This window comes from Acinetobacter sp. 197, assembly GCF_048148385.1.
Classification (GTDB): Bacteria; Pseudomonadota; Gammaproteobacteria; order Pseudomonadales; family Moraxellaceae; genus Acinetobacter; species Acinetobacter pecorum.
Genome location: NZ_JAYWZK010000001.1, coordinates 414,322 through 431,965, shown reverse-complemented (window position 1 = coordinate 431,965; position 17,644 = coordinate 414,322). Strand labels below are relative to the sequence as shown.

Annotated in this window: 17 protein-coding genes; 4 read left to right on the top strand and 13 right to left on the bottom strand. The window is 42.8% G+C overall.

Annotated elements, in window-relative coordinates:
• Nucleotides 1–105: 105 nt before the first annotated feature.
• Both VXQ11_RS02035 and VXQ11_RS02030 read right to left on the bottom strand, forming a co-directional pair.
• A complete protein-coding gene (locus VXQ11_RS02035) occupies nt 106–927 on the bottom strand; it encodes a protein kinase domain-containing protein (protein WP_416681865.1) in 822 nt (273 codons plus the stop codon).
• Nucleotides 914–2,425 (bottom strand): DUF3336 domain-containing protein, encoded by a 1,512-nt coding sequence (locus VXQ11_RS02030; protein ID WP_064101782.1) that lies wholly within the window; start codon nt 2,423–2,425, stop codon nt 914–916. Before VXQ11_RS02030 ends, VXQ11_RS02035 begins: the two co-directional genes overlap by 14 nt.
• Nucleotides 2,426–2,614: 189 nt before the next feature.
• Between VXQ11_RS02030 and VXQ11_RS02025 the strand changes: the two genes are divergently transcribed.
• Together VXQ11_RS02025 and VXQ11_RS02020 are read left to right on the top strand one after the other, a co-directional pair.
• The gene (locus VXQ11_RS02025) at nt 2,615–3,487 is read left to right on the top strand and encodes an ATP-binding protein (RefSeq protein WP_416681861.1); all 873 of its coding nucleotides are present in this window, start codon (nt 2,615–2,617) and stop codon (nt 3,485–3,487) included.
• A complete protein-coding gene (locus tag VXQ11_RS02020; RefSeq protein WP_416705285.1) occupies nt 3,477–3,890 on the top strand; it encodes a DUF6176 family protein in 414 nt (137 codons plus the stop codon). The genes VXQ11_RS02025 and VXQ11_RS02020 overlap by 11 nt, the downstream gene beginning before the upstream one ends.
• Nucleotides 3,891–3,986: 96 nt before the next feature.
• On the opposite strand, the gene VXQ11_RS02015 is transcribed toward VXQ11_RS02020, so the two are convergent.
• The 3 genes from VXQ11_RS02015 to tsaD form a co-directional block, all read right to left on the bottom strand.
• Nucleotides 3,987–5,033, bottom strand: a complete 1,047-nt coding sequence (locus VXQ11_RS02015) for a hypothetical protein (RefSeq protein ID WP_416705284.1) — start codon at nt 5,031–5,033, stop codon at nt 3,987–3,989.
• Between the two features lie 498 nt (nt 5,034–5,531).
• Complete coding sequence (locus VXQ11_RS02010; protein ID WP_416705283.1) at nt 5,532–6,491, bottom strand: diguanylate cyclase; 960 nt, start codon at nt 6,489–6,491, stop codon at nt 5,532–5,534.
• Nucleotides 6,492–6,702: 211 nt separating this feature from the next.
• On the bottom strand, nt 6,703–7,719 hold the full coding sequence (gene tsaD / locus VXQ11_RS02005) for a tRNA (adenosine(37)-N6)-threonylcarbamoyltransferase complex transferase subunit TsaD (protein WP_064095865.1): 1,017 nt from the start codon (nt 7,717–7,719) through the stop codon (nt 6,703–6,705).
• 146 nt (nt 7,720–7,865) lie between these two features.
• Between tsaD and rpsU the strand changes: the two genes are divergently transcribed.
• Together rpsU and VXQ11_RS01995 are read left to right on the top strand one after the other, a co-directional pair.
• Complete coding sequence (rpsU, locus tag VXQ11_RS02000; RefSeq protein ID WP_001136722.1) at nt 7,866–8,081, top strand: 30S ribosomal protein S21; 216 nt, start codon at nt 7,866–7,868, stop codon at nt 8,079–8,081.
• A gap of 33 nt (nt 8,082–8,114) precedes the next feature.
• Entirely contained in the window at nt 8,115–8,561 is a 447-nt protein-coding gene (locus VXQ11_RS01995; protein WP_064095864.1) for a GatB/YqeY domain-containing protein, read from the top strand.
• 78 nt (nt 8,562–8,639) lie between these two features.
• Here the strand turns inward: VXQ11_RS01995 and VXQ11_RS01990 are convergent, their stop codons facing one another.
• The 8 genes from VXQ11_RS01990 to VXQ11_RS01955 form a co-directional block, all read right to left on the bottom strand.
• Nucleotides 8,640–8,999 carry a hypothetical protein gene (locus tag VXQ11_RS01990; RefSeq protein ID WP_064095863.1) on the bottom strand — a complete coding sequence of 120 codons (360 nt, stop codon included), beginning with the start codon at nt 8,997–8,999 and terminating at the stop codon, nt 8,640–8,642.
• Nucleotides 9,000–9,105: 106 nt separating this feature from the next.
• Nucleotides 9,106–10,548 (bottom strand): M48 family metalloprotease, encoded by a 1,443-nt coding sequence (locus tag VXQ11_RS01985; protein WP_416705282.1) that lies wholly within the window; start codon nt 10,546–10,548, stop codon nt 9,106–9,108.
• 115 nt (nt 10,549–10,663) lie between these two features.
• Nucleotides 10,664–11,629 (bottom strand): 2-hydroxyacid dehydrogenase, encoded by a 966-nt coding sequence (locus VXQ11_RS01980; protein WP_064095862.1) that lies wholly within the window; start codon nt 11,627–11,629, stop codon nt 10,664–10,666.
• A 22-nt stretch (nt 11,630–11,651) separates the two neighbouring features.
• Nucleotides 11,652–12,293 (bottom strand): hypothetical protein, encoded by a 642-nt coding sequence (locus VXQ11_RS01975; protein ID WP_416705281.1) that lies wholly within the window; start codon nt 12,291–12,293, stop codon nt 11,652–11,654.
• A 199-nt stretch (nt 12,294–12,492) separates the two neighbouring features.
• Nucleotides 12,493–14,382 carry a M48 family metalloprotease gene (locus VXQ11_RS01970; protein ID WP_064095860.1) on the bottom strand — a complete coding sequence of 630 codons (1,890 nt, stop codon included), beginning with the start codon at nt 14,380–14,382 and terminating at the stop codon, nt 12,493–12,495.
• An 89-nt stretch (nt 14,383–14,471) separates the two neighbouring features.
• The gene (purF, locus tag VXQ11_RS01965; RefSeq protein WP_064095859.1) at nt 14,472–16,007 is read right to left on the bottom strand and encodes an amidophosphoribosyltransferase; all 1,536 of its coding nucleotides are present in this window, start codon (nt 16,005–16,007) and stop codon (nt 14,472–14,474) included.
• A 24-nt stretch (nt 16,008–16,031) separates the two neighbouring features.
• Nucleotides 16,032–16,613 (bottom strand): CvpA family protein, encoded by a 582-nt coding sequence (locus VXQ11_RS01960; RefSeq protein WP_416705280.1) that lies wholly within the window; start codon nt 16,611–16,613, stop codon nt 16,032–16,034.
• 5 nt (nt 16,614–16,618) lie between these two features.
• Entirely contained in the window at nt 16,619–17,620 is a 1,002-nt protein-coding gene (locus VXQ11_RS01955; protein WP_064101777.1) for a quinone-dependent dihydroorotate dehydrogenase, read from the bottom strand.
• Nucleotides 17,621–17,644 lie beyond the last annotated feature (24 nt).

Sequence of the window (17,644 nt, the reverse complement as noted above, 5' to 3'; positions counted from 1 at the left end):
TGGCTGTGTATATTATAGAGATCATTTCCAGCTGACAAGCCGTTTATCATAAAAAAGCACCCGTTTGATTAAATAAGAAACAATCCCGGTCTTATTGTATTTTTCTCATTCAATTTCAGTCATTAAGTAGGATCTAACCGCTTTGAAATCTGTCAGTCGATGCGGTTGTTGCTTGCATAGCATATCTTCTAATAAGCCTTGAAAGACCTGTAAACTTTCCGGTAACCCAATCTTTAGACGCTGACAATGCAACAGCGCCCAATCCAGATAATCAGTCGCCTGTAAACGCTGCCCGCTTAACCATTCATAAAAAATCACGCCTAAAGCATAAACTTCACTTTGCAGGCTCTTGGCCTGACCTTGAAAAAGTTCTGGCGCCATATAACGTGGTGTTGCATTCAGCTCATAGGTATCATTCTGATAGATTGACTGCACATGTTCAAAATCAAGTAGGCATACCCTGCCCTGATCATTTACAAAGTGCTCCTGCTTTAAATCCGCATGTATATAGCCCAGCTCCTGCAAGCAGACTAAAGGCTCTACAGCTTGCAGCAAATGCTGTCGAATTTGTGTAATGGATTGCTGATGCGGCATGACTTGAAAATGCGCCCGTGCATCCACCAGAATCAAAGCATGCTCAAAGTGGTCATGACCGATCTTGAAAGGTTGTTGAATAATTTGATGGGGCAGGAAGAAATTTAGCTCACTTGATCGGGCATAAACCTGATAAAAATCCAGCTCACGCTGCCAGCCCATTTCAGCCTGCGTTGATAATTTTAAGCTATCAGAGATATTCGGTATTTGGGTTTTTAGCCAGAGCGCCTGCTTTTCAGCATAATACAAACGCCGCCCAAAGCCCAAGCTGCGGGCTTTAGTTCGCAGTTCAAAATTAGAAGTATCAAGATGATCTAAATTAAGTCGTGGCAATGTATTCAGGTTTTGGATCAGGTGCATGCTGATAATTTAACAGTTCCAGACAATGCTGAATAGTTTTCCCCACGCGTTCCTGAGTTTCGATGAGGGAAATTTTCGGCCATGTAGCCCGCTCCCCTTCACGCTGTAAAATTTTAAACAGATACGGCCTTGGATTCTGCAACATATAGCTATAGTGGCGCAGGCTATATTTACCGACAATATTCACATCACCATAATAACGCTGATCCACCACACCATAGCCATGATCCAAAAGACGGCGTACAGGAGGCAAACTTCCCGCATGTTCCCGGGCGAAATCCATCATACCTTTGGTAATCACCGCGCCCTGCCGGCGAACAATCCGTTGCGGCCAGCTCAAGGTACCTTTACGGAAACGTGAAATATCATCCTGCATAAATGGCACGATATGCGGGTTGGTCTGACTGGCAATGGTATAATTGATATTATACAGGCGTGCCATTTTCTCCTGCGGAAAATCACTGCGCACACTGCCATCCACCCAACGGGTTGATCCCATATAAGGGGTATATTGACCGTCATAACGCTTGCTGGTCAAACGCACAGGTGGAAACAGAATTGGCACTGCACAAGAGGCCAGCACCGCACTCCAGACCAGCACATCCGGAGATGTATAGGCATTCATGATACGTGCGTCCTGTGCCCCATCATAAGGCGCAACTGCAATATTAATATGTAGGCCTGAGTTTTTCAAAGCCTCTTCAAAGGTCAGATCACCCAGATTTTCGATCAGAAATTTTTTCAGATATTTTACATCGGCCAGGCCACCATTGCCTTTCAGCAATTCGCTCATTGTGCGGAAATGAAAAGCCTCATGAAAGAAATTATGTCCCTTTAGTATATCGACATATTGTGACGGTTTGGACACTCCTAACATGGCTGTCATAATGGCGCCCGCACTAGAACCCGACATGACTTTTGGTAATAAATCCTGCTCCATTAAGGCCTTGCATACGCCCGTATGAAACAGACCTAAAGTTGAACCACCAGAAAACATCAAGGCCGGTTGTCCATAAGCACGCTGACAATGCTGAAAATACTCTAATTTTTCTTCAATACTTAGGCAAGTACAGTCTATTGAAGCAATATAGGCTAAGCTCTGGCTGACTTCTTCGACATAATCTTCAATAATTTTTTTGGTACCAACGTAAGCTTCAGTGAACAACAGAGGATGGGCAATGTTGGCAATATCGTAACTTAGGCCTTCACGCAAAATATACATCAGGTCACGGGTACGCTTTTGTTGTCGATAGCGTCTTAATTTACCCAGACGATGTGCAATTACTTCTGCATCAAAATACGGGGAGCTGTTATCAAATTTCCATTCCTGCGCACCTGATTCTTCATCTATTTTCAGGGCAATATATTTCCATTCTTCATAGGACTCAGCCTGTTGCAGCTGCTGCTTGAGCTTTTTAATACGATAGGCCTGATGTGGATTAATGTCCTGAGTAAAATCTTTAAACAGCATCTGCCTTGTTCCCTATATTTATTCTTGATACAGCTCGTACCCAGAGCCAGAAAATTTGTCCAAACTTTCTATCCTCTACAATAACGAAGATTCTCTACTTTAAGCAAATTATCATACTTTTCCGGCTTTGACTGTGTATTTTGCAGTGATACTATCTTAGACATAATTTTAAATCTGTATGCTTAGATCATGGCAAAAATTGAGTTACCTGACCATATTTTAAATACCCTTTCAACTGTGCTGCAGCAGCTACAGCAAAGCCTGCCCGAACTGAAAAAAAATCCTGATTTTTCTGCGCTTGCCTATAAGTGGCAAAATGGTGAGCTCAAACCCATTCATCAGCTCAGACAGATAGAACTGGTCGATTTAAAAGGTATTGAGCGACAAAAAGAAAAAGTTATCCAGAATACTTTGCAGTTCTTAAAAGGCCTACCTGCCAATGATGTCTTGCTGACGGGTTCTCGTGGTACGGGTAAATCTTCTATTGTTCGCGCCCTGTTGACTGAATATGCAGAGCAAGGCTTGCGCCTGATTGAAATTGAACGGGATGATTTGTCTGATTTACCGCAAATCCAGCAACTCATTGCCGGACGTCCAGAGAAGTTTATTGTTTATTGTGACGATCTGGCTTTTAATGCCGAAGACGAAAATTATCGCAGTTTAAAAAGTGTTCTGGATGGTTCTTTACAATCCGGTTCCAGCAATTTTGTGATTTATGCGACCAGTAATCGTCGTCATTTATTACCCGAATTCATGCATGAAAATACGCCCGTTACCCGGGTTGATGTTCCGCAATATACCGAATTGCATCCGCAAGAAGCGATTGAAGAAAAAATTTCGCTGTCTGACCGCTTTGGCTTATGGCTCTCTTTTTATCCAATGGATCAGAATCTGTATTTAGAAATTGTAGAACATTATCTGAAAAAGGCAGGCATGGAACTCACGCCAGAAACCCGTGCTGAAGCCCTACGCTGGTGTCAGGCACGCGGTCAACGTTCAGGACGTGCTGCCTATCAGTTTTCCAAGCACTGGATTGGTTCAACCCAACTCAATGCCTCTTAAAAGCTTAAAAGCGACCGGTTCAGGTCGCTTTTTTCATATAAATCATTTATATAATAATGATACTCAAAAGAAAATTAAAATTATGGATGTCGGCGCAGTTCTCATTCAACTTAAGCCCTTACACATGCAGCAAGTTCATGACTGGCAGCGTACTTTAAAAGCACGTCAAGACGAAGTAATTGAAACGCTTAAGGCTGAACAGGTTCATGTCGAGTCCTGGTTTTATCTGCAACTTCATGGTCAGGACTATTTGATTGCATATATGCGCGCCGACAACCTTCAAAAAGCGAAAAACATTGCGAAATTCAGTACTTTTCCGATTGACCAAGTGCACAAACAGTTTAAAGCATCATGGCAGGCTGTTTATCCCGCTGAATTATTATTGGATGCTACAGCTACCTGATTTATTAGCACGGCTATTTAAAGATTTTTTGTAATATAGATATCCCATCAAAAATAAAAAAGCCCCGGCAATACAGGGCTTTTTTGACCTCTCGAATTATTGTTTATTACCAATAATGGTAGACCACAGCAAGTCATCAATTTCACTGCCATTGAAATAAACAGTAGCCTTTAACGATTCAGGCTGGTTTTGTTTGACCTCAATTATCTGATTATAACTGTCGGTAATTCTAAGCACGCCCTCTTTTGGCAAATGCTTATAGTTATTTAATACGGTTTCATCCATTTTGAATGGTGTGCTGGTATTAAAATCAAAACTGTAACGATAATCTGCCAGATCAGGCTGACCGATAATCGTACCGCGACTGGTTAAGGTACGATTCCCATTACTGCCACTGCCATAATCATCGACCAGGCTGTAATTATAATTACGCACCTGCAGATATTCTTTGCTCTTTGTATCAAACGCGGTTCCAGAAGTACCCGCCTGACCGGTCTCGGCTATACGCTGAAATTCCAACTGATCGATTTGATAAGATTCGGATTGCCCCATGTTATTTTTGGTCTTTCGATGTACAATTGTGCCAGAAATCAGGTAGTCGTCCTTGAGATTAAAATCCACATTTGAACCATAACGGACATTGCTAAAGCTTAAAGTCGTCGTGTCACCATTCACTGTCTGAGTAATGGTGGAGCCTTTACGATAAGTCTTGTCCAGAATAATACAGTTCTCTCTATCCGTTTTTAATTTAAGAGTCTTGACTGCACCATTGGTATTTACTTCTGAGCAGATCAGATTTGGGTGTTTAATACTATTGATGCCCAGATTATAAATCTTGATGATACGTGCAGTACGCCCATAAGGATAATCTGCAAATACTTCACCAATCATATGACCTAGAGCAACGTTGTAGTCTGTATCATTACTGGAATCTCCAGAAATTTTATCGCGAATTTTATCCACAATATCCTGATCTTCAAAAGGGACAAACTCTTCTGAAAGCTCAGGAGAAATGCTTTCCTTCGGAACATTTGGAGGGGTAGTGACTGTAGGATTATCTGAGCCACTTCCACCACCTCCGCCACACGCACTCAGTAAACCCGATACAAGAGCCACACCAAAGAGAGAAATCTGCTTTTTCATAAAATTTATTCCCTGAAATTTCTTTGCATTTTTATCTGGTTATTTCTAAAGATTAGCTACCTCGAAACCAAACAGCTCGAACGCTCTGCTTGCCGGTGATATTTCTTCCTGGCAACCAGCTTTTTCCCTTGATAGCGCTTTAACTTTAAGCAAAGTAAATTTTTGTTCTGTAATTTTAATGTATATTTCAAACAATAATGACCACAAGAAATGAGGCTCTTTTTTAATCACAACTCCTCACTACAACTGCTTTACAGCCAATTTATAGTGCTTTCAATCAGATCAATTTACTTTGCAACAAAGCTTATTAATTTTGTAATCATTAAGTTAATGATGTATTAATCTTTCTTTTTACACTGAATCAGGCTTATTTCTTCTTATTTTTTATACCTGCGTCCAAAGAAGAATATTGAAAGATAGGATGATTTTAGACCATAGAAAGTGACCCTTCCGATATTATAAAATTCTTGCTTATTTACAGAAAATTCAAAGCATCAATTATTTAAGATAGGCCACAGCTTCACTGGCTTTTTTCCAGCGTTTATATTCAAACATGTTCTGATCCGCTTGTGCGAGTGCTGCAAATAGACCCTGACTCGGATGACGCATTGCCAGACCAATTGCTGCGCCAATATTTGCTTCTGCAAAAGCAGCAATTAAACGGTCGAGCAACGTTTCAGCACCCGTTTTATCATTTTCCACACTGAGCATCACAAATTCATCTCCACCCAAACGGGCGACAATGTCATTGATGCGCACATTATCTCGTAACACTTGAGCTGCATTCTGAATCAGCCTGTCACCTTCTTCATGCCCCAAACTATCATTCACTTTTTTCAGATCATTCAGGTCAATAAATAATACAGCAGCAGGATGACCATATTGCTTGCAACGTTCTTCCTCTGCTCGCAGAAATTTATCCCAGGCACGGCGATTATACAATCCAGTCAATTCATCTTTACTGGCTTCTTCCTGGAGTAATTCACGCTGTCGCACCTGCTCAATCTGGCGTAACTCTGCCTGCAAAATCGAACTGAGCAATTGCCCTAACAACTCGACCAGTTGCATATCTTGAACAATAGCTTCTGATTTGATTTCAGGATCGATCGCACAAAGTGTTCCGAACAGACTGCCATCTTCTTTAACGAGTGGCTGGCCAATATAAGATTTTATACAGACCTGCTGATTAATCGGCGCTGTGGCATATAAAGGAATTACTTCTGAACGGGGTGCAATTCTAGGCGCTTTACCTGCCACCATATGAAAGCAGAAGGAATCTGCCCACTGAAAAACTTGTCGAGGTTGTACGCCATAGCCATAGTCTTCCGTTTGCAGGACGATCCAGTCCAGACCTTCTACCCGGGTGATCATCCATAAATCAAAGCCAAAATGCTTATGCAGAAACTGCAATACCGCCTGTCCCGCATCCTGAAAACTTTTAAATTTGATATTTTCCATCCGAAGCAATCTCTGCTGCAAACTTATAAAAGCTGCATGATTTAAACCGAAGCTATTAAACGATTTTCAAGTTTCAATAGAATATTTGAGTTTTAAATAAAGTTATAAATAAATACAGATATTCACAGCATCTCGTTTCTATTAAGTTCTCATTTAAAAAGTTACATTAAAAAGAAAGAGGCCCAAACCTCTTCCTTTTTTTGGCTGAAATCTATGCCTCTGTCGGATTAGTCAATTCCGTCATCGGCCAGCGTGGTGTTGTGGTCACGGCCAAACCATCTTGCTGGCCTGCTTTTAAACGTTGATAACCGGCAAAGGCAATCATGGCACCGTTGTCGGTACATAAAGCCGGTTCTGCATAATAAACAGATGCACGGATCTTGGCTAAATCTGCTTCTAAACGCTCACGTAAACGTTTATTGGCACTGACACCACCGGCAATCACCAGACGTTTAAGCCCCGTTTGCTTCAGTGCTTTCACCGACTTTTTTACCAAAGTATCAACAATTGCTTCCTGGAAACTGGCTGCAATGTCAGCATCGCGGTTTTCATCACCCAGTTTCTTCATTTGTACAGAAACAGCCGTTTTTAAACCGCTAAATGAAAATTCCAGACCTTGATGCAGCATTGGTCGCGGGAATGCAAATGCATTCGGATCACCCTGCTCCGCCAGTTTGGATATATTCGGACCGCCCGGATATGGCAGACCCATCATTTTTGCGACTTTATCAAAGGCTTCACCGGCAGCATCATCAATCGATTCACCCAGCAATTCATACTGACCAATACCATACGCTGCCATAAGCTGTGAGTGACCGCCAGAAACCAGAAGTGCCACAAATGGAAATTCCGGCGGAGTTTCTGACAACAAAGGTGCCAGCATATGACCTTCCATATGATGCACACCAATCGCCGGTTTATTCAGTGCAAAGGCCAAAGTACGACCAAACAGTGCACCTGTCATTAGCGCACCCATCAGACCTGGACCACGCGTATAAGCGACAGCATCAATTTCTGATTTTTTCACGCCACTTTGTTCGAGCAGCTCATTAATAAGGGGGATTAATTTACGTACATGATCACGTGATGCCAATTCTGGAACCACACCGCCATATTCTGCATGCAGTTTAATTTGACTATAAAGCACCTGTCCGCGTAACCCCAACTCGCTGTCATAAAGTGCAAGCCCTGTTTCATCACACGACGTTTCCAAGCCTAAAACGATCATTAAACTGCCTATAACCTGTATCAAATCTATTGCAGCAACTATTATAGGCTTGTGGTATGAGATGTAAATGAGTAAAATACTGACCTTCACTTGTGATCTGGGGCAATTCGGCCCTGATCTTATCCATAACTTAATGAGGATTCTTCATGCCACAAGTTAAATTGAAAGAAGGCGAACCAGTAGACGTAGCTATCCGTCGTTTCAAACGTTCATGCGAAAAAGCGGGCGTTCTAGCTGACGTACGTAAGCGCGAATTCTACGAAAAACCAACTCAAGAACGTAAGCGCAAAAAAGCTGCTGCTGTTAAACGCTACCAAAAGAAATTGGCGCGTGAATCAGTACGTACTACTCGCCTTTACTAAGATTAATTTGTGATTGACTGCTTGGAATAAATAATGACTACTTTAAAAAACCAGATTACTGACGTATTGAAAGCCACCATGCGTGCCAAGGATATGCCGAAGTTGACGGTCATTCGTAGTCTACAGGCAGCAATTAAGCAAATCGAAGTCGATGAGCGCAAAGAACTTGACGACGCTCAGGTTCTTGCGGTCATTGAAAAGCAAATTAAACAACGTAAAGAATCGATCAAAGCCTTTGAAGGTGCTGGTCGAGAAGATTTAGCTAGTAAGGAACAAGCCGAAGTTGAGGTTCTCTCTCAATTTCTACCAGAAGCTATGACTGAGGAAGAACTTGATTCCCTGATTGCGCAAACGATTGAAGCGCAACAAGCTACTAGCATGAAAGATATGGGTAAGGTGATGAATTCTCTGCGTCCGCTCATAGCCGGGCGCGCCGATCCTGCACAAGTTTCTGCCAAAATTAAAGCAAAACTTGCTTAATTTCCCATTTTAAATTTAAATCTATTTTTTGCGTTGAACTGCCCTTTTCCTGGACAGTTCTTAGCATGTTCTTATTTTTTATTGCAAATTACAATCTACATGATAACGCTTAAGTAGTTGCATCTCTTTAGATAACTTCACTTCTCTAATTACATCCTGTTTAGTCATATTTTGAAACTGACGATCCAGATAAGTACGATTCTGGTCAGCAGCCTGATACAGGCGATCGACATAGCGCCCTACAATCCCACAAAATTTTGCATTTTGCTCAGGACTAAATCCTTGCTGCTGCGGATTCAAACTGCTTAAAAATTGCCGTGATTCTTTTTTATAATCGGCATTAATTTGTTCTACTGCTGCTACATATTCAACTGCACTTGCAGCAAAAACCCCATAATTCCAGCCCAGTAGACATACGCCTAATAATATTCTTTTCATACAATGCTTCAAACTGATACATACTATCTTCAAAAAAGATTGTAGCTTGATTCAAGACAACCATGCTATATCATTCCGATACAAAAATTTGAAATCCAGCTCATGGTTAAATTTTATATTGATGCTCCTGTTGCATCTGTTTCAGACGCTGACGAATGGTTGAGGACAAGGACTGATTATTCTTCACGCTACGCTGGGCATGCAATAATGATTTGATCGCGGTTTCTTCATATCCTGACCAGTACTCTACTTCTGCACGATAGCGGAGTACATTGGCAGCCTTGATCGCTGAATCTGGCTCTGCATTGGCAGCCACTTGCATCAGTCGCCAGCCATTGACATCGCGTGAATTGGCATTTAGAAATCGCTGCACTAAAGCTTTTGCCTGATCGGGTTGCTGGGCACGAATCAGAACTTCTGCATATTTATAATTAAGTGCGCGATTTTCCGGCATGATTCGCGCTGCTGAAGCCACACTTCTCAAAGCCTGATCAAGCTGATTTTGGGCTAAATAAATATCAGTTTGCAACAGAACCTGCAAAGGATGCATCTGGTTATGCTTTTTTGCCCGATCCAGCGAAATCTGTGCGGCTTGAAAATCACCCTGCTGTATTTGATAAGCTGTCAAGGCAAGCTGACCCGCAAAATTATTTCGCTGGTCCATCAACACCAGCTGCTCTGCATCCGTCTGACGGGACAATACCCTGCTATACCACTTGATAACCTCAAAGTCTTGATCATTGAGATTGCGTTTCACTGCGGGAAGCTGGTTGGCACGTAAACGTGCCTCGCTCATCCGTTCAGTGGTGAGTGGATGCGTGAACCAGAAATCTGGCAGAAAGCTTAACCGACTGCTAGAGCGATGCATAACCTCAAAGAAGTCTGCCATGCTATGTGGGTTATAGCCGGAACGGTACATATACTGCATCCCGATCCGGTCTGCTTCACGCTCCTGATTACGACTATAGGTGAGCTGTTTATCCAGAAGGGCTGCCTGCGACCCCATCATAACCGCCGCCCCCACATCACCATCTGCTTGAGAAGCCACCAAAGCACCCACCAAAATTCCCGCTAGCGCCAATAAACCTTGTCCCTTAAAGGCATCTTGGGAGCGACTGTAATGACGTTGTGTGACATGTGCAATTTCATGCGCCATCACCCCTGCCACTTCATCCATATTTCGGGCGGAATTTATCAGACCTGCATTCAGTGCAAAGAGCCCGCCCGGCACAGCAAAGGCATTAATTTGCGGATCATTGATTACCAGCAAACCGATAGGCTGTTGTAACTGGGTCTGACTCAGAATATGTGAAAATACTGATAAAAGTTGATCTTCCAGCCATGGATTTTGCAAGACAGGCATTTTCTTATGCACTTCACGATAAACTTTCTCACCGATCATTTTTTCTTTTTGCTGATCGAGCAAGCCCACGCCTGTGCCAATATCGGGCACAGAAAATTGTACATTTGCTTGATTAAAATCATGGGTAGAGCCATGCCCTGTCACCATACACAGACTTAAGCTACATGCCAGCATCAATCGTTTCAATGAAAAATCTCTAATCCTGCCAACCTAATTTGTTTTGAATATAGCATCGAACTATGCGCAGAGACGCAAGAAAATGTTATTTTTTAATATCGTTTAAACTACATTTAATGGCATTTTAAAATTCCGGATTGACTACATAACGAGGTACTCGCCCCTCCAAGGCATCAACCAAGTTCTGATAAGCCAGTTCTGCCATTTTTTTACGGGTGGCGGCGGTAGCCGAACCCACATGCGGTAAGGTAACGACATTATCCAAATGGAATAATTCTGATTCTTTTAGCGGTTCTTTCTGATAGACATCCAGACCTGCAGCAAAAATCTGCTTGGCTTTTAAAGCTTCAATTAATGCCTGTTCATCAACAACCGGGCCACGTGAAATATTAACCAATACTGTATGCGGTTGCATTTTTGCAAATTCCGCTGCTGCAATCAGCGCCTTGGAATCAGCATTCAAATCTACTGCAACGACCACAAAGTCAGCACGCTGTAACAGCTCATCGAGCTGGCAATATTGTGCATTGAAGCCTTGCGCAATTTCCGGTTTTTCCCTGCGATTATAGTAGAGCACATTCATATTAAAACCGTAAAAACCACGGCGTGCGATCGCAGCCCCAATATGGCCCAGACCAATAATTCCCAGGGTTTTTCCAAAAATATCCACACCAAATTGTGCTTCACCCACAGTACGCTGCCATTGCCCCTGCTTGGTCCATTGATCCAGATAAGCCACTTTGCGTGCCGCTGACATCAGTAAAGTAAAAGCAAGATCAGCTGTAGTTTCGGTCAGCACATGCGGTGTATGACTCAGATAGATTTTTCTTTCATTTAAATAATCCAGATCATAGTTGTCATAACCAACACTGACACTGGAGATAATTTTCAATCGGGTAGCACTGGCCAGATTATCGCAATTCAGCAAACGCCCTGCACCAATCATGCCATCGGTATCCCGAACCTGCTGCAAAAGCTGTTGATTCACATCACCCAGCTTCGGTTGTATATAGCTCACCTGATAATTTTGTTCGAGCCTGTTTTGAATATCAGCATCAATTTGACTAAATACAACCACTTTTTGTTTCATCTATTTTTATTCCACAGCAGAATTATTCCAGACGGGCAGACCTATTTTGCATAAACTGCCATAAACGTTTTTTTAAAATCGGCTGATCCAGCATCTCTTGCAGGGACGCTAACTGGATTGCTTTGATATTTGAAATATGCGCTACCGTTCCGAGGAAAATAATATGTTTCTCTGTACTCATCCCATCCAGAAATCCTTGAATATAGGATTCCACACCACGTCCATCCTGGACATTAGCCCAAGGAAATGGCCAGTTCAGCTCATAAAAATCACCCGAAACTGCGCGCTGGATATTTGCCCATAAATTTAGGGTAGCTTCAGTCATTTCAGTTGCATCAATCACAACACTGCAATGTGCCAAACTTAAAGCCTGTAAACTGAATGGCGGAATTTGTACACTTTCACGAGGTTCCTGAACAGTTAAAACTTCAGGTAATGTAGGCGAGGTATCAATCTTAAACGTGTCGAGCGACTCTGGTTCAGGAATCGGTAACTCCACCAGCGCCTCGACCGGATGAGGCTGAGACAAGACAATCTCGGTGTGAAATTCAGGTTCAGCCTGATCACGCCAGATCGAGACCTGATGCGGCTGACATGCGCTGTCCCTAGGAATCCAGAGATCGATTCCTAATGTTGCCAGTATGTCACGCTGATGCCCAATCATCTTTTCATCATCACCAATTTCAGGCTGAACATTTTAGCCGTATTGTCCCCACTTTGCCGAACTTTTTCAGTTTTTCTTTTTATCCTGATAAATTCTCGTACAAAGTTTATCAGTACACTCAATATTGAATTTTCAATATACAATTAAACCATCACTGTAATAACAAATTCAGATTCGAACCGTGTGCTCATCTTGTTTTTTACATAATGGTTAAACTGTTTTTCTTTAACATTTGCTGAATAACTTCCCCACCTTCGAAACCTAGGCGCCAGTACAACAGTTCCATCACATCCAGCTCATCCTGAGTTACGATACGGTCGCTCCATAAGCAGGCTTCTGCAATGCCTAAAATACTGAGACGATCGCGTAATAAAAGCCCCGCAATATCATTCAGGATTTCAGCAAGATCAATCGGCTCATCTGAAATTTCATTGTATAAATCCAGTTCACGAGTGGTCAAGATCCGGTTTAGAATCCGCTCCCGCACCTCAAGTTGATTACCGCTATTAATCTGCTGCACATGTAGCAAGGCATCGATCAAACGAACGATTTGCGGCTTGACCTCATCGAGAGCAGTAGGAATATGTGCAGGGAGCAAATTTAACTCATATTTCACACATTCCAACAACAAGGCATCCAGCAGACCAATTTCACCATCTTCCTGAATAATCCGTGCCAGCTTCATCAGAAACTGGCGTGCAACAGTCGTCGGCATGCCACCAATATTCTTACAGGCTTGCTGGAAAATCGAAATATGTACCCGCCCATCCAGGTTAAGCAACGAATCTACAATGGCACGACTGACCTCAGCCTCAGTGGGAATAAATTCACGATATTGACGAATCATTAAAATTGCGACCATCACTTCCCGGGAACCTGTCGCCGTCTGTAATGCACGTTCAATCAGCTCCGGACGTGGCATCTTGAGCCGAAGTTCCGGATTCAATGGCTTGATTGCATCTTTAATCGCAAAACTGATCGGAGACAGCCGCAGCAATGGCAAAGGTTGGGGTGAACTCCAGCTCACTGTAGTTTCAGGTACCACCTCTTCCAGAGAGCGAAACAAACTGAATAAAGGCTGATTCTTCAGTTTTTTCAGGTTTTCAAGCTGTAAATCCTGAATCAGGGCAGGATTTAATTCATAAATGCGCTGATTGATATTGGGATGAATGTTGAGCCAGTTTTGCGGACTCAAAGAGTTGGCAAAACACATATGCGAAATCGATTCGGCATATTCACTATAAATCTGCGAACCGGAATGATGCACATGAATTCTGAGCAAAGTCTGGATATTGGCATCATTTTGTAGCAAGCGCCGGGTCTTCTGGTCATTCTTATAAGTCCGGCCACCCAGGGAAATATATTTAATAAAACGGGAAATCAACACACCCAGACTACCAATCAACCAGATCACCGCCCCAACTGCCACATACAGGGTTTCAAACTTGCTTTCCCGTAGCGTACCGGTTCGATTAAAACCGGATTTAGCAATTTTACTGCCCCACTGACTAAAAGTGGTTAAACTGCTATACAGAATTTTCAGGCGGGTATTTTCCGCAGTCTCACCAGACAGGATTTTATTGAATTCGTGACTAAGCAACCCATACAGCTCAACTTTATCCAGTGTTTGTATTGCCCCCCAGGTCAGGATAATAGCAGTATCACGTGGGATAAAACCTGCTGTTAACGCATTGACACCAACTTCATCAGGTAATACATATACCGCGGGAATTTCAATCCGAAAAGTCTCTGCCAGTTGCTGGTTAATGTGCAGTGCAGTACTTTCTTCGGGAATACTGTCCATCGGACTGAGACGGCGCGCACTCATCTGCTTCGCCAATGAATAACCGCCATTGCGAAAAATATAAAATTCATAGATGACCGAGGTCATCATGACACATAACAGGACAGCAATCAGATAAGGACTCAGCGTATGCCAGAAAATCGACTGGTTAGGATCAGCATAAAAAATAAATAGGCCAACAACGGTATTAATAATAAAAATAGTCAACAGAATTGCAATCAGGCAAAAACTTACAGGTAGTACTATATTTTTGTTTTTTATAAAATCGTATCCTACGTTTCGCAATGCAGAACCCTAAAATGATGATTTTCAATGGGTTCATCATAAAACAAAAAAGCGGGAAATTCCCGCTTTTTCATGATGATTTTAAGTGTTTAAACTTCGCGTACGCCAGTCAAATCCACTGAGGCTGCATCAATATTGACATCAATATAATTGCTTTCTTTCATGGCACTGTCACTACGTTTTTGTTGCAGATCATCCAGATATTGCGCATCAATACCACCCGACACATAGATCCCGTCAAAGACTGAACAGTCAAAATCCTTAACATCCGGCACTTTGTTAGTTCTTACTGCATCTTTCAAATCTTCCAGATCCTGGAAAATCAGACGGTCAGCACCAATAATTTCTCGGATTTCTTCCACACTACGTTCTGATGCAATCAGCTCTGATTTCGCCGGCATATCAATACCGTAAACGTTCGGATATTTAACCATTGGGGCTGCAGAAGCAAAGAATACTTTCTTCGCACCAGAATCACGAGCCATCTGGATAATTTCATTACAGGTTGTACCACGTACAATAGAATCATCTACCAACAGTACATTCTTACCTTTAAACTCAAGCTCAACCGGGTTGAGTTTCTGGCGTACCGATTTTTTACGCAGCTGCTGTCCAGGCATAATGAAGGTACGACCGATGTAACGGTTTTTCATGAAACCTTCACGGAATTTTACCCCCAGCATATTGGCAAGTTCGAGCGCTGAAGTACGTGAAGTATCCGGAATCGGAATCACCACATCAATATCATGCTCATCGCCCCACTCACGCAGAATTTTTTGCGCCAGTTTCTCACCCATTTTTAAACGTGCTTTATACACTGAGATACCATCAATAATGGCATCCGGACGGGCAAAATAAACATATTCAAAAATACAAGGACGATATTCAGCATTTACGGCACATTGCTTGGTAAAGAAGTTACCTTCTAAATCAATAAATACTGCTTCACCTGGCAGAATATCACGCTCAACCTTAAAGCCCAGCGCAGTAATCGCAACAGACTCAGAAGCAATAATATACTCCATGCCCTGTTCCGTTTCACGTGAACCGTAGATCAATGGACGAATACCGTTTGGATCACGGAAGCCCACCAGACCCTGACCGGTAATCATCGCCACCACACCATAAGCACCTTTGCAACGCTCATGCACACGCGTCACCGCATGGAAAATATCTTCCGACGTCGGTACCAGTTTGCCGTGTTTTTGCAATTCATGCGCAAACACGTTTAATAGCACTTCTGAATCAGAATCGGTGTTCATATGACGCAAGTCAGTTTTGAACAGGTCATCATGAATTTCTTCGGCATTGGTCAGGTTACCATTATGTGCCAAGGTAATCCCGTACGGCGAGTTCACATAAAACGGCTGTGCTTCTGCACTACTCGATGAACCGGCTGTTGGATAACGCACATGACCAATACCGTAATTTCCTTTCAAGGCACGCATATGACGGGTGTGGAATACATCACGCACCATACCATTGTCTTTTCGCAGGAATAAACGTCCTTCATCACATGTCACGATCCCAGCTGCATCTTGTCCACGATGTTGTAACATCGTTAATGCATCAAACAACATTTGGTTAACGGGTGATTTACCAGCTATACCAACTACTCCACACATAGCAACCTCGCAGACAAGCTAGGATTAATAAAAAGGATTATTTGTAGACTCATCTGCAGCTCCAGACTTGGACGATGTTTCAGATGATGAAGCTGAAGGTTTCGATGCCCCTTCAGACTTGATATGTTGTAGTGCGCCATTCGCGGCTTCTTTCGACATTTGAGTCGCCCAAGGCGCATAAGGCAATAAGGCTTGAATAAACTTGGACTGTTTCCAGTGCGGTGAGCTTTCTACCCAAGGGCCGATACCCTGCATGGTAATCAGGACAATCAGCAGACCTTTCAGGCTACCAAAGACACCACCTGCAAGACGGTTGAGGGGACCCAGCTTGAGACTCTTTAAAATACGGTTCAACAGTGCAGTAACGATCCAGGTCAGAACTACAATCAGCAGGACGATAAAAGCAAAGGCCGCAATCTTTTGTACGACTGGATCTGTACTCAGAGCAACCATAGACGGCGCAAGTAGTGTTGAATATTTTGCCGCAATAATCAGGGCAAAGATCCATCCCACTAAGTTCGCAAAGGCTTTAATAAATCCTTGAAGCAAACCGTTGAGCCCTCCAATGAGCAAGATAATCAGTAGAAAGATATCAATGGCATTCATAGGATTTAAAGTGCGTCTACACAATCTTTTACAAGTTTAGGGCCAGTATAGATGAGGCCACTATAAATTTGTACAAGGCTGGCACCTGCGTGTTTCTTGGCAGCAGCATCTGCACCCGAAAGAATACCACCCACACCAATCAATGGGATTTGTCCTTTTAATACCGCAGCAAATGCAGCCAGACATGCGGTACTTTTCTCAAATACTGGCGCGCCAGACAAACCGCCCGCTTCCTCTGCATGCTCCAAACCCTCTACGCCTTCACGTGACAGCGTGGTATTGGTCACGATCAGGCCATCAATCTTGAACCGCAATAACTGCTTGGCAATAAAGGCAATATCGCTGTTATCCAGATCAGGCGCCACTTTGAGTACCAAAGGTACATAATGCTGGTATTCCTGAGCCAATTCAAGCTGACGGTTCTTCAATGTTTCCAGCAGTTCGGTGAGTGCGTCACCGCTTTGCAGGCTGCGCAGATTTTTGGTATTGGGAGAAGAAATGTTGACGGTAATATAAGAAGCATAATTATAGACTTTTTCTAAACAGATAAGGTAATCATCTACTGCTTTTTCTACCGGAGTGTCAGCATTTTTACCGATATTAATACCGAGAATGCCTTTAAATTTGGCCACTTTGACATTTTCGACCAGCTGATCTACACCATCATTGTTAAAGCCCATACGGTTAATAATGGCTTTGGCCTGTGGTAAACGAAACAGACGTGGATGAGGATTACCGGCTTGCGGTCGCGGGGTAATGGTACCAATTTCAATAAAACCAAAACCTTGGCTGGCAAGGGCATCAATATAGGCACCATTTTTGTCTAAACCTGCTGCAAGACCCACCGGATTGGGAAATTCGATTCCCATACAGGTCACAGGTTTCGCAGCAACATTTTGACGCATCAAGCCCATCTTATGGGATGATTTCAATAGTGATAATGTCAGCTCATGTGCACGCTCTGGTGCTAAAGAAAACAACAAAGGGCGGGCTAGAGAATACAACATATCCAGAAAAGTCTACTGCTTTTT